The 15143-nt window shown below is 46.7% G+C and carries 5 protein-coding genes; all 5 read left to right on the forward strand.

The features are described from left to right. Positions 1-89: 89 nt before the first annotated feature. The 5 genes from AB4114_RS07450 (at position 90) to AB4114_RS07470 (ending at position 15063) form a co-directional block, all read left to right on the forward strand. Entirely contained in the window at positions 90-8723 is an 8634-nt protein-coding gene (locus AB4114_RS07450) for a cadherin-like beta sandwich domain-containing protein (RefSeq protein ID WP_441987885.1), read from the forward strand. 273 nt (positions 8724-8996) lie between these two features. After that, entirely contained in the window at positions 8997-12089 is a 3093-nt protein-coding gene (locus AB4114_RS07455; RefSeq protein ID WP_441987886.1) for an ATP-binding protein, read from the forward strand. A gap of 3 nt (positions 12090-12092) precedes the next feature. Next, complete coding sequence (locus AB4114_RS07460; RefSeq protein WP_441987887.1) at positions 12093-13190, forward strand: BTAD domain-containing putative transcriptional regulator; 1098 nt, start codon at positions 12093-12095, stop codon at positions 13188-13190. Between the two features lie 474 nt (positions 13191-13664). Beyond that, positions 13665-14060, forward strand: a complete 396-nt coding sequence (locus tag AB4114_RS07465) for a (R)-mandelonitrile lyase (protein WP_441987888.1) — start codon at positions 13665-13667, stop codon at positions 14058-14060. A gap of 217 nt (positions 14061-14277) precedes the next feature. Further along, positions 14278-15063, forward strand: a complete 786-nt coding sequence (locus AB4114_RS07470) for an SDR family oxidoreductase (protein WP_441988142.1) — start codon at positions 14278-14280, stop codon at positions 15061-15063. The last annotated feature ends 80 nt before the right edge of the window (positions 15064-15143 follow it).

Consider the following 15143-nt stretch of genomic DNA (forward strand, 5'->3'; position numbering starts at 1 on the left):
GAAGTTAGGACTAGAGGCCGGGGGTTGGTAGGTCTATAAGCTGCTATGCCTACGGATACTGTTGATGAAAACTAGGAAAAGAGGGATGAATGTTGAATAGACGTCGGAAAGCCGGATGGGCCAAACTATTAATTGCTGCATTGCTATTCCAGTACATACCGTTTCTATACGGCGGTTCGAGTGTAGCTCAAGCTAAAGATGTGGCTCCCGGGACTAACACAGTGCTGCAGAATACATACGGTCCTGCAACCAAAATTACGGATTATACTTGGCAGAGAGTAACAACGAATCTTTCACCTGGTGCAAGACAGGGTGCAGCCATGATCTTTGATGAGATGGCTGAGAATGTGGTTATGTTCGGAGGTCAGGGTAACAGTGGCCTTTTCGATGAGACTTGGATATGGGACGGCTATGAGAAAACTTGGCGGGAAGAATTGCATCTTGCTTCCTCTCCGTCCAAACGCAAAGGCGCAGCCATGGCTTATGATCCATCCACTGGAAAAGTTCTTCTATTCGGAGGCGAGGGTCAGTCCGGAGCGTTGCTAGGTGATACTTGGCTGTGGGATGGCATGGATGCCAAGTGGGAGCAAGTTCAAGGGCTTACGGACTCCCCGATAGCTCGCGGAGGGGCTCAGCTTGCCTATAACGGCGATCAGTTGGTTCTGTTCGGCGGATATTCAGGCAGCGGAAGTTCTAAGCATCTTCAGGACGATACTTGGCTGTGGAATGGAACTGGCTGGACTCAGGCTACGCCTGATGATAAGCCACCTGCAGCGTATGGCGGGCAAATGGCTTTTGACGGCCAAACGGCAGTGCTTTACGGTGGGAACAAAGGCCAAATCACTGCGTCCTACACAGGTACCGCTACAAAAGAAACGAAGACGATCACGCATGATGATAGCTCTCCGTTATTATGGAAATGGAACCGGGAAGCAAAGAACTGGAGTTCGATAGCTGGTCCAGAAGCTTATGGTCGATGGGGACAGGCAATGGCCTATGATGGGCGTCGAATTGTCTTCTTTGGTGGAGAACGAGACTATGTACATGATAACAATGCGGTATTGGTTGAAAAATTAAAACTGCCATCCAGCACATACCCTCCGACGAGGGGGAGTATGGCTTATGGATGGAATGGAAGTAAGTGGGAAACTTCTCCATTAAAATTCTCCACCGGAGTTATGTATAAAAGTAATATGGACGAAAAGGGAAAGGTTTATGAGGTCCAGGGGCAACCCAATCAGGTGCCTTTCCCATTAACCAATGCGAACATAGCGTTCGATGGTAAAAATTTTGTCATGTTTGGTGGAAATCGCGACGAAATTATGATCATGGATAAAGTTTTCGGCTCTAAAGTCGGTGTTGAGCCTGCAGCGATTATGAACGAAACTTGGTTGTTCGGGTATACACCTCCGACAGCGCCAAGTGTTAAGCTTACGGTGGATCCGATTCTTCAGTTTGATCTCAAGCATATCGATGATATTGTCAGTGTGATTACAAATGTCTATGATGATGGAACAAAAGACATTACAGCACGAGGGGTCGAGTATCGAGAGTACTCAGATAAGGGCGATAATAATTGGGTTCGAGTACCGTACACAGGTACAGAAGAAGGAACAAGCTCATTTACGGTTGTTCTAAAAGGCCTTACGTGGCATAAAGAATATGAAACACGTGGCTATGCAACGAATATCATTGGTACAAGCTACACAGATATAAGACGATTTATCATGAAAGATGATCCGAACATGTTACAACCGGATGTTGATTATGACCGTGTAGGCGCTTCGGTTCTGCATGTGAAAGACAAGAAACGATTGGTTGCAGTCGGTACGGGTATTCCTAATTTGCTTCGTAAGCCTTTAGCCGATATTCATTACTATTTACAAAGTAAGGACGGCACCAAATATACACTTTCTTACAATGTCATTAATGAACGTCAGTTAGAATTGACATGGAAGGATGAATTGCCACCGGGCAAATATGATGTACACCTGGAGCATGATTTCTATGAGGATTATGTATATACGGAAGGTTTGATGATAACAGCACAAGACTTCTACAAACCAAGAAACTTCGCTAGAGTAGATGTGCCAAGCACGTCTGCTAGCAACGAGGCAAACAGTCTTGGTCTGCAAGGGCCGTTCACGGAGAATCCGGATACGGCTGGTCTCTATACACTTAATGACACTACCGAACCGGTAATCATTAATGACTCGGTCATGTTCAAGGGAACCAGCCTTACTGTGGACAAAAGAGTAAATCCAGCGACAATAACCGGCGATGGCCGCTTATATGTCAACGGCGGTGGAGCACTCGGTTCGAATGTGTCTTATACGATTCATGAGGGGCCTTTTACCATCACGTCAGACAAGTTCGCTTTGGATTTGAGCAGCTCGCAAGCGACGGACTACTTGAACATGGATATGCCGGTCAAGGCAAGCTCGTTTATTTTTACAAAGGACGGCCTGCGTCTAACTGGTGATCTGGAAATCGGTTTGCAAGTAGGAACTCAAAAAGTTAAGGAAACGGTGCCGTTTGAAGGCCTGCAATTCCGTAACAACCGCTTCGATTTGTCGGGTACCTACACGATGAAGAATAGCTTTCAGGTGGGCCCAATCAAAGCTAGTGATACTAAATTCGTTGTGGAAAGCCGCATTCCTTATGTCGGTGTTCAGGGAACAGGCAGCTTGCCAGATACGAACTTAAGCTTCGATTTGAATATGAAAACCAAACAAGGACGTTTGGATGGCGTAAGTTTTGGGATGTACAAGAAAGTGAAGCTTGCTTCGACAGGTCTACAAGTCAATTATCTATTCGGTAATGTGGACAAACTTGCAGAGAAGTCGCAGATTCCTCAGAAGTTCAGTGTCACTGGATCTGTGAATGATCTCATTGTCCCTGAACTGAAGCATCCGCAGGCCAATTACAAGTTTAATCTAATCGGTACCGATTCCATTGATATGAATCTATCGAACTACGGCTTTAATGGCAGTGGAATTGAATACTACTATTGGCTGCCAGTGAAAAACATGGACATGCAAACAGTAGTGAATCCAGCAACCGCTGGAATCAAAGGATTTTCTGCACCGGGCTTTGCAACGAAAGGCGACATCAACCTTTTTGAAGTCGTCAAAGGAGCAATTGGCACGTACTCTTTTAATCAAAAGGGATTCAACGGTGCTATTAAAGGAACGGTTTATGTTCCCAAAGGGATTCCGCGTATTGGTGGAGCGACGGTGAGTAACGTTGCACTTAGTGTAAATGAAAAAGGCATTAGTGGTACTTTCAGACATAACGGGGTAGGCGCTAATCTGAAGTATACGTTCAATAACAATACCATTCTGTTCGAAGTGGAAGCAGAGCCGCCTAAGAAGTCTTGGTGGGAAAAGGGTCTGGATTTCGTGAACAGTGTTTCTGATTTTATGGACGCAGCAGAACCATGGCTGGACATTGCGGAAGAATTGTTCCTAAGGAATACAGATTCGGGCAAAACGGTGAATGATGTTAGAATTGCTGCTGCCAATCCGCTGAAGCGAGTCTTTGATCTAACACCGGTTAGTTTGTCTTTCCAACCGGATGAGTCAGTTCATATCGATGCGAAAGCGCGCATTGTGAATGGACAGCTTACGTCAGTGGATCAAACACCTCTGATCACAACAGAAACAAATGCTTCAAGCGGGAAGTCGACAGCTACTTTTACGGTAGATCGTTCCTACACGGCACTTATTGCCTTAAAAGGAGATCAACGAACTGCTGCACTGAAAAGTACTGCATCTAAGCAAAGTTATGAGCAGACTATGTATCCAGAAATCAGCTATGATGCTGACAGCCAAATGACATATATGCGTGTAGCGTTGTTTGCAGGCAAATGGAGTCTGACAACAAGCGGTAATAGTCATATCCAAGTGAATGAACTGTTATTTGCCAGCGAGTCGCTGAAGTTGGATGAATTGGCGAAGCTGTGGTCGCAAACACCAGATCGCTCGGTTACTTCTCTTACAGTGAAAGAGCGTGGAAGCTACATCCTTAAAGTTGGTGAAGCTCAAGGTGATATTATTGTGTACAAGCCAGATGGACGTCCTTATAGTCTACAGACGGCACAGAACGAACCAGATTGGAATGCTTTCGAAGATAAGGGTTACGTGTACACGTTGGTGGATGCGGTTGAGGCAGGAACTTGGATGATCAGCGCAGGCACAAGTCCAAGTGCCGTATTAAACAGTGTTCCGTCCAAAACGAAAATAGAGGATGTTCAGCAGTGGGTGCAGGATCAAGTTTATCCTACCGTGTTTGACATGACTCAAACAGATAATGGCCAAGCGATCGTAGAGATTTATGGCGCAAATGAACAGACAAAACTGTATACGCCAAAAGGTGATCTTTACAAGCTTCAACCTAATGCGGATTTGCCAGGAATGAATGTTCTGTATGACGAATCGCAGCAGAAGAAAACGATTTTCCTAGATGATGTTGATTTGAAGGGACAGTGGAAAGTTGTAAGCAGCAGTCATACAAGTGTTGTTGCCTACAAGTCAACTAGGAAGTTAAAGTCCATTAAACCATTGGCGATGGAAGGCCGATTCAGCAAATATCTCGAAATCGCCGAGAATGGCAATTACATGCTAACGGTTAGCGGCGGCAATGCCAATACTGTCATTACAGCGCCTGACGGTTCGCCATACACACTGAACTTCGATGCTCCTGATGGCAACGCCTATTTACAACCGGCGTTAGATCGAGTATCAAGTACAAACTCAAGCGGAGATCCGCTCCAACAGACGAAGATCTCGACACCAAATCCAGTGAATGACGGCAGGGATACACTATATGTTTCGCTGTTGAATGCGCCAGCTGGCAATTGGATGATTCAAAATGCTACAAAAGTTGATCTGCAAATTCAAAAATTAATTCCTCTGCCTGAGATTAAAGCTTCAGTAAATGCTGTAGCTGGCGTGGAAAATCGTATTCAAGTAACGTGGTCTATGGAGAATGCATCGTCTGATGCGCAAGTAACCATGATGTTAACAGACAGTGCTGATCAATGGGTTGGAGAAGTTATTCAAAGCAGTTTGCCATCATCCGGCAGTAAAGCTATTGATCTTCCGACTTCCTTGCTGCCTGGAACTTATTATCTTTCTGTTGTAGGAGAAAGTGCAGATCAAGCACCGATCCATGCTATTACGGATGCAACTGTAGAGGTGACTGCTCCTATTTCGCTGGATACACCTGAGCAACCTGAGGTTCTTTCTACTGGGAATGGAGAAATATCCTTGCGCTGGGCTTCTATTGCAGGAGATGTGACAGCTTATCGCATTTGGGCTAGTGAAAGCACGAGTGGTAAATCTGCAGTTCCAATCATGGATCTGCTACCTCAAGTGGGAAGTGAGCAGAATGCTGTTATTACCGAGTTAACTTCTGGTAAAAAATATGATATCTTTGTCTCAGCTATTGGTCATGAGCAAGGACGTATTGTGCTTAGTCCAATGTCTACGAGTGTGTTGACAGATTTGCCAGTTCCACAACCGCCAACGTTATCAGTGGTGATTGACGCAGGTGCAAAAGCAGTCATTGAACAAGCGTATACGTCATATGACGGAAATAAAGAGAAGCTAATGCTTACAACAGCTGAACAAGCCTCCTTGAAGGTGACTGCTGATCAAGACGCAACTGTGACTTTATTCGTAAACGGACAGCAGCTCGGCAGCCATGAGCAAGTAACAGCAGGAGGAACTGCCACATTTGTTCTGCAAGATCTGCTTGGAGTTGCCGTATTGAAAGAACGGGAATATAACGTGTTGGTTGAATCTGTGAATGTGCGCGGTGACCGCTCTACGGCATACCGCAAGTTGTTCATTGACCGCACAGGACCGATGTTGATCGCTTCCGGAGGCAATGATGCTCAGGGCAACCCGATTTCACTGAATGGTATTGTCACAGATATCAGCAGAATGTATATAACCGGCCAAACAGATGCGGGAACTAAACTTGTTGTTAATGGTACGAATGTTCCATTGGATGATAAAGGGAAATTCTATTATTACGCACCATTGGCGTGGGGAGATTCGACGGATCGCGTAAAGATGACGATGACGGCTACTGATGGAGTTGGCAACAAAACCGAGTATGGATTTGAAATCATCCGAGGTATACCTGAAGCGATTCCGGCAACCCCTAGCGATCTTGCGGCACTGACAACGGGCAATGCACAGATGAGTGCTCCGTATCAATTCGGTACAACTGCTTATCAAGCAGTAGCTTATTCAGACAATGTTCGTGTATATGCAGTTCCGATGGCGGCTACTTCGGTCGTGACGATCGACGGCACGACAGTTCCTGAGAGCGGTTATGTCGATGTCGCAGTACCTGTTATTGGGAAATCGGTATCCATCAAAGTTCGTTCTGCTAGCGCAGGTGATAAGTTCTACACACTTACTCTTGATGGAACGGGTTCCAAAGAAGCCCTATTGACGTCATTGAAGCTGAATAATGCCACGGCTTCGCAACCGGGAGATGTACTTCCGGCGAAAGCCTTCACAGGGACGGAAGAAAACTATGCCGTTTATGTGGATAATACCGTGGACACAGTAACCTTGACACCTGGTGCTATGAAAGCCGGTTCAGGTATTAAAGTGAAAGGTCAATCCGTTCAGGGCGGGCAAGCTTCTCAGGCGATTCAGCTGCAAGTTGGCGAGAATCAAGTCCCTGTGGTTGTGACCTCACCAGACGGATCGGAAACACGCAACTACCAAGTAACTGTAGTTCGAGAACTAAGCGGTAATGCACAACTGCAAAGCTTGGGACTTGCTACTGACGGAGCTCAGTTGTTAACTGACTTCAACCCGACAGTAGCAAATTATGAGGTTCTTGTACCTTATACAGCTGGTGAGTTTAAGCTTCTACCAGTTGCTGCAAAATCGGATGCAGTCATCTACATCAATGGTCAAAAGGTAACGAACGGAACAGTCTTGTCACTTCCATTTACGAAGGATGTACAATCCTTTACTATTAAGGTGGAAGCTCAAGACGGTACCGCACTCACCTATATTGTATCTGTATTGCGTAAGCAGACAGTGCCTGGTCAGCCACCATTATTGGCGAGTTTGCAGGCAGATACCATCTTGGACGGTGCTTTTACGCCATACAAGCTTAAATACGGAACGATTGCACCAACCGAAAGCTCCAACGTGGCAATCAAGGCGATTACCGATGATCCAGAGGCGACAGTAAGAGTGCGGAATGTAAAAATTAAAGGCGGTGGCACCTTTACACTTGCTATAGGAATTGGAAGCAATACCATAATCGTCAATGTGGAATCAGCCGATCTGATGTCTTCACAGACGTATTCCATCGACGTAAAACGTGTAGAGGAATCAAGTACTGGCCCTAAGGTTCGCCAAACGACGGTTGCAGGAAGTTCCGGAGGTTGGACATTCGAAACCAACATCCTGAGGACTCAATCGTCAGAAGGTAAAGCGCTTGATACGGTGAAATTGAATACTACAGATGCACGTAAGATCTTGGAAAAGGCTGCAGAGAATAAGGATCATATTGCTCGCATCTATGTAACGGACTTGCCAGAAGATCCTGCAGATGAGCGAATTGTCAGCTTAAATGCCGAAACGGTAAGCTTGCTTGCAGATGGAGGAATGGCGCTGCAGTTGGTGCTGCCTGATGGGCAGATCACCGTATCCGTAGAGTCCCTACAGCAAATGGGCAAAGACGGAAAAGATGCCTACTTCCGAATTGTTCCGGTCCGTGCAGAGGCTGAGCGCAGTGAAGTAACAACACGCGTGAAAGCTGCTGAGCTTGTGCTCAAAGATGCAGGAGGTCGATCGATTACCATAATCGGTCAACCGGTTAAGATTGAAACCAACTATTCGGGATACAAGACGGAAGTCGTGTTCCCACTGAATAACTTGAGTTTGCCAGAAAACGCAGCAGCGGCCAAACAAGTACTGGATGGGCTTGCTGTGTACATTGAACATAGCGACGGCGAAAAAGTGCTTAAGCAAGGAGAAATCCGTTATGATGCGGATGGCAAACCAATCGGTATTGCTATTGAGATCAGTAAATTCAGTACATTTACGATTATTCAGAAAAATGGAGCGGGAGCGCTGAAACCTTATTTGTCCGGTTATCCAGACGGCACATTCCACCCATCGCAAGCCATTACGCGTGCGGAATTGGCGACAATTTTGAATCGTATTGGCGCTGGTAAGTCGAGCAATGCTTCGGCTTCGGCACCTAGTGGTTATCCGGACGTTGCCAAAGGACATTGGGCTGCAGAAGCTATTGCCAATATGCAGCGCGCAGGAGTGATGCTCGGGGATGATACCGGCTTCCGCCCTAATGATGCGATTACTCGCGGCGAGATTGCCAACATTGCTGCTAGACTGCTTCAAGTTGGAGCAACTGGAAACACTTCTTATGTAGGTTTCAGCGATACGCAAGAGCACTGGGCTTTTGAAGCGATTAAGCAAGCTTCGCAAGCAGGCATTTTGCAGGGCTATTCCGACGGCACCTTCCTGCCGAATAATCAATTGAATCGTGCGGAAGCAGTAACGATATTAAACCGATTGTTCGGGCGGCCGACAGCCGACGTAAAGTCATCAAGCTGGCCGGACGTTCCGCAAGAACATTGGGCACTTCGGGAAATTGAATCAGCCTCGGGCACTGTACAAGTGTTGTCTGATGGCAGTGTTTATGTGGTACCTAATCATTAATAAGTTTTAAACATGACAGCCAATGAGCTGGTCATACCCTTGTCAAGTAGACAGATGAAAAAAGCTATGCTGTGAGCGCGTGCCGATACTCAATTGGCGCGCGCTTTTAAGTTTGAAGCGGTTTTATTTTCATTTTAAGCCGCATACCGAATAGGAATTCACGATGTCGACAACGAAATAGTTTATATCATTAAGTAATTGTCTAGGGAAGAGGAGGCGAACCTGATTCGAAACGAAAGAATATCTTGGCTTGCAAGGGTCTTGCTTGTCACTGTGATCGGATTGATCGGTTTTTCGCTCGTACCTCTTTCTGGAAAGATCACAGGTGGCGAGCAGCAAAGCCAATGGATCGTTCAGCATGGCAACTTGGATCTTGAGCGGTGGAATCCCGAAATCGATCCAGTTATCCCGTTGGACGGAGAGTGGGAGTTCTACTGGAACCAGTTGCTTACGCCGGATGATTTCCGACAGCCATCGAAATTGCCCGATGCCAGCGGTGTTTCTTATATGAAAATCCCATCCCCCTGGAACGGAAAGCAGCTTAACGGCGTTAAGCTGCCGGTTTACGGAGCGGCTACATACAGGATGGTGTTGACTGGGCTTTCCTATGCCGGAGAGTTGGCGCTGAAGAAACCGAATATTCGTTTTGCCAGTGAGATTTATGTGAATGGAGACAAGCTGCTGGCTGATGGGCAAACGTCCACTGACAAATCGGGCTATCGCTCGGGTAACCGCCCACAGCTTGGCGTTTTTTCCGCGAAACAGGGGCGCATCGAAATTATCGTGCAGGCGGCCAACTACGATTATGTAAATTCAGGTATCGTCGACTCGCTGCGCTTTGGGCCTGCCGATCAATTAATCTCTGAACGGCAGTTAGCGCTCAGTAAAGATTTTTTCGTATTGGGCATTCTTGGTACTCTGACGCTGATTTATTTGATCTGTTTCGCGGCTGCCTCCGCTTATCGCATCAGAGACCATTCACTCTTGCTGTTGGCGTCGATCTGTCTGATGTTTGGGCTGTATCACGGACTAATGGGAGAGCGATCGCTTTTCTTTTTGTTGGAAGGCCGACTATCTTTCGAAATCCTATATAAAATCAAGGATTTCGTTTCGGTTTCCGGTTGTTTGGCATTAGCGCTTTTTTACCATCATTTGCATAGAAGCAAGCTGTCATTACGTATTACACTAGCGGTAACGTTCGTGCTGATTGGATTTATGATCCTTATTCCGATGCTATCCATCCGGGCGTATACGCCAATTCAGTTCTATATTGTTCTCCTGTACCAAATCGTTCAATTTTGGAATTTTCTCGTATCTGCCCAATTGTTCATGAAAGGCGAGCGAGGAACACGGTTTAAATTACTGATGCTGTGTGTGGCTGTACTGATGATTAATATGTATTCGCTGGATGTAATATTTTTCGCACTTGGGATCTATAAAACCGCCTGGCTGGCACAGTTTTGCATCATTATTTTTAATGCCGTGATGGTACCTGTTGTCGTACTGCGATTTTTTGAAGCTTACCAGACGGTCGACAGGATGAAAGACCAATTGCTGCGGCTCGATAAAATCAAAGACGACTTTCTGTCGAATACATCTCATGAATTGCGGACACCGCTGAATGCGATCGTTAATATTTCCCAATCACTGCTTAAGGGAGTGGAGGGGACACTGACAGACAAACAGGCTCGCAACATGTCCATCGTGGTTGACAGCGGCAGAAGGCTGATGATGCTCGTAAACGAATTGCTCGATTACTCAAAGCTTAAGCACGGTGATCTGGCGTTACAAAGAAGAGCAATCGATGTGAAATCGTATGTCGAATCGGTTATCCAGATTCACAGCTTTTTGCTAGAGGGCAGAAGCACGAAGCTGATCAACAGCGTGCCGGATCATTTGCCTCTTGTTTATGCGGACGGTAATCGACTCATTCAAATTTTGCACAATTTAATCGGTAATGCGATTAAGTTTTCTAATCAAGGGACCGTCGAAGTGAGCATCGAAACTAGGGGAGAATGGATGGAAGTGCGAGTGAGCGATACCGGGCTTGGGATCGCTGCAGATATGCGCGAACGCATTTTCCTGGATTTCGAGCAAGACGGAGCGGCCGATTACGGCGGCACCGGGCTTGGGCTCAGCATTACGAAGCGTCTGGTGGAGCTGCACGGCGGACATATCGAAGTTGATTCGGAGACTGGCAGGGGGGCGGCTTTCCGCTTCACACTGCCTCTAGCAGATGATAATTTGAAACTGAACGGCGACGGAAGGATGGCTGAATCAGTCGAATTGCCATTGTCCAGAACTGTCAGTGTGCACTCTCAAGAGTATCCGCTATATGTTGCGGGTAAGGAAAAGGAACCGATTCTACTGGTGGATGACGATTTTGCGAATCTGCAAAGTATGATGAACATGTTCAAATTGGAAGAACGCACCTTCATCGTTGTTGACCGAGGGCAACTAGCTTTGGAAACGTTGTTCAGTTATCCGGATATTTCTCTTGTCGTGCTGGATCTCATCATGTCGGACATGTCCGGCTACGAAGTTCTTGGGCGCATTCGAGAAAGATTCTCGCCGTTCGAACTGCCAGTGCTCGTGCTGACGGCCCGAAACAGCAGCGAGGATATTCGAATAGCGTTGGAGAACGGAGCGAACGATGTTGTCGCGAAGCCGTTCGAATCCGAGGAACTGATGGCCCGCGTACGTAATTTGACCGAGCTGAAATCTTCGGTCAAGCTAGCCAGGAATGCAGAGATCGCTTTTCTACGTTCGCAGATTAAGCCGCATTTTCTTTATAACGCGCTTACGGCGATCGCCGAACTGTGCGTGATCGATGCCGGACAGGCAGAGCAGCTTACGCTTCGATTGTCGAGCTATTTGAGAAGCAGCTTTGATTTCAAGCACCTCGAAGCCTTGACTACGCTGGAGAACGAGTTGGAGCTCGTCCAGTCTTATGTAGCCATTGAACAGGCGAGATTTGGTGCGAGGCTGCAGGTGGATTACGTTTTGGAGGCAAATCTGGGGGTAATGATTCCCCCTCTCGTTATTCAGCCGATTGTGGAAAATGCGATTCGACACGGCGTTATGTCCCGCTCGAAAGGGGGGACGGTGAAATTGACCGTTATCGAACGGGCACAAGGTGATGTATTGATACGAATTGAAGACAATGGCTGCGGGATGAAAGAAGGTCAGTTGGTGTCAGTTATGAAGCCCGACACGGCAGTCGGGGGCATCGGATTGTGGAATATTAGCCAACGTTTGCGATTGCTGTATGGCACAACATTAAGCATCGACAGCCGAGAGGGTGAAGGCACGCGTGTGGAGATGGAATTGTCGACAAGACACATTTTAGAAAGAGGGGAGACGTAGCGTATGCTGCGATTGATGATCGTAGACGACGAGGAAATGGCGATAAGGAGACTGAAGCGTCTCTTGTCGGAAATCGGTGGAATCGGAAGTATCGAGACATTCTTAGATCCCCAGGATGGATATGAATATGCCAAAGAGCATGATATCGATGTCGCCTTTCTCGACATTTCCATGCCCGATATTAACGGAATGAGATTATCAGCGTTGCTAACGGATATGCGGCGGAATATCGATATTGTGTTAGTGACAGGTTCTGATGAGTATGCGGTAAGAGCTTATGCGATTAACGTGCTGGACTATATCGTAAAACCTGTTACGTCGGAGAGGCTAGCCGTCACCATGGAGAAGATTCAAAGGGTTCGACGGCAGGACGATCCCATCCCGAATCTGGAGGTGCAACTGTTCGGTGGTTTTAAAATTATACGCCGTATGACTGAAGGGAAGAAAGAAGCGGTTCGATTGCGAAGTCCGAAAACCGAGGAATTGTTTGCTTTTCTGGCGTGCAAAAGAACAGTGGCCAGGGAGGAAGTAACGGAAACGTTGTGGCAGAATCTAGCCCCGGACAATGCATTGAAGAATTTGAATTCGACGCTGTACGCTATCCGCAAAGCGGTCGGATACGACCGGTCTGGCGGGGGGATTACAACGACGGGAAACGAAATACGCTTAGAAACCGATGATCTGAGGTGCGATCTGTATGAGTTCGAGCGGTTGATCAAGGAAATTAGACGAGCACCTAGTGAGCGTGCAGCTTTGTTGGAACAGGCGGAAGCTCTGTATAAGGGACCGTTGTTGAAAGGCAGGTCCTATGAGTGGGCTATCGAGATGAGTCGCTCGTTGGAGCAACAATACATTGATTTGTTGGAGTTGACTGCTCAGCATCACTGGACACATGACCGTCCACAGCAAACGCTGCATTACTACGGTGAAATGTTGAAGATCGATGCGATGAGAGAAGACATTCATTACAAAATGATGCGATTGTATGCTGATCTAGGCCGGAAGAACGAAGCGATGAAGCAATATCGTGAATTGGAGCAACTGCTGCAGCGAGAGCTTGGAACGTCGCCTGATCTTCGGCTGGAGGATGTGATTTCATAAATAAAGACAAGCTCTTCATTCAAAAGGGAAGGGCTTGTCTTTGCTCGTTTTTCCTTATGGATGCTAGGTCCTGCCACACAGTCGCCGTCAGCAGCTCTTCGATGAGCAATTACAAGGTAGATTCCTAAATCTCCTGTCCTCCAGATGATTAGATGGTTTTTATACAGTTAAATTTTGGTTATTTCTGATCTAACTCAGAATAGATGGATAACCTACAGTTAATTTTAACCATTTTAACCGATCTGAACAAAAGAGGAGGTTTTAGCTACATATTTTACAGTTAAATCGAGATTTCGAGCGAATTTCGCATAAATAGCTGTATATTTTCCAGTTAATAGAAATACTACAGAGTATCTGTCCATCAAACCGCGCAATATGTGCCAAGGAGAATTCAATTCAGCCGTCCCTTTTGGTATCATTATAAGTACAACAACGCGAAAACAAACTCACAACATTAACGGAGGGATTTAGTAAATGGAAATTAAAAGAGTAGGATCCCAACCTTCGGGTAAAGGACCATCTGATTATTTTACGGGAACTGTTCGGATCGATCCATTATTTGAAGCAGCTGAGCCCGCACGTGTAGCTGGTGCAAGTGTTACATTCGAGCCCGGCGCGCGGACAGCATGGCATACGCATCCGCTGGGTCAAACGCTGATCGTAACGGCGGGGATGGGACGGGCTCAACGATTGGGAGGTCCGATCGAGGAAATTCGCCCCGGAGATGTAGTCTGGTTCCCACCTGGTGTGAAGCATTGGCATGGTGCTTCTCCCACCACAGCTATGACCCATATCGCCATTCAAGAACGTCTTGACGGCAAGACGGTCGAATGGTTGGAGCAAGTCACTGAAGATGAATATCAGTCCTAAGTCGTCGGGTATATGTGGAAGGATCTTGAGCCTCATATCGATAAATAAAGCCCTGCGATTGGGGCTTTTATTTTTTTGTAGTAACGATCGATTGAGTTTGAATGATGCGCAGAATGGGTATAGTAACTTTAATAAGTAGGAGGATTAGGTTTATTTGAGTCTACTAATATAGGTTAGGAGTGAAACCATTGCCGTGCAAACATTGCAGAAATCGTTGATGGTACTACCCGATTTAAAGGACAAGGTTGCTTTGATTACCGGAGCAGGATCCGGTATTGGGCGTGCTGCAGCCGTGATGCTGGCACAGCAAGGAATGAAAGTATGCCTTGCTGATTTGAAGGACGACCGGCTAGAGCAGACGAAACAAGAGATAGAAGCTGCAGGCGGTCAGGTGATAACAGCCGACGTCGACATCTCCGACTCGAACCGAGTTCAACAGGCGTTCGAGCAAACGGCAAAGACATGGGGACAGATACATGTTGTCTTTGCCAACGCTGGCATCAACGGGGTTTTGGCGCCGATTGAAGATATGAAGCCTGAGGACTGGGATCGTACACTTTCTGTCAATCTAAAGGGGACGTTCCTCTGCATTAAATATGCAATTCCTCATATGAAAGAGAGTGGCGGCAGCATCGTTGTCACGAGTTCAATTAACGGAAGTCGCACCTTCTCCGGGTTCGGGATGTCGGCCTATAGCTCATCCAAAGCAGGGCAAGTTGCCTTTGCCAAAATGGCCGCGTTAGAATTGGCCCGGTACAAAATACGCGTCAACGCCATCTGTCCGGGCTCAATCAAGACCAATATCGGTGAGAATACCCAGACTACGGAGGAACTTGAGAAAATTAAAATTCCAGTCAAGTACCCACAAGGAAGCCAACCATTAGAACATGCGCCTGGACAGCCTGAGCAAGTCGCTAATCTGGTAGCTTTCCTGGCCTCAGACGCTTCTAACCATATTACCGGTACGGAACTGTTCATTGACGGCGCGGAATCGCTGCTATAATAGCAATAGCGCTATACAAAATGATCGTTCCAAAAACACGAGCCAAACTGGTATCGTGTTTTTTTTGTGCTGCAAAAAGT

Source organism: Paenibacillus sp. 2RAB27 (genome assembly GCF_052115445.1).
Taxonomy (GTDB): domain Bacteria; phylum Bacillota; class Bacilli; order Paenibacillales; family NBRC-103111; genus Paenibacillus_E.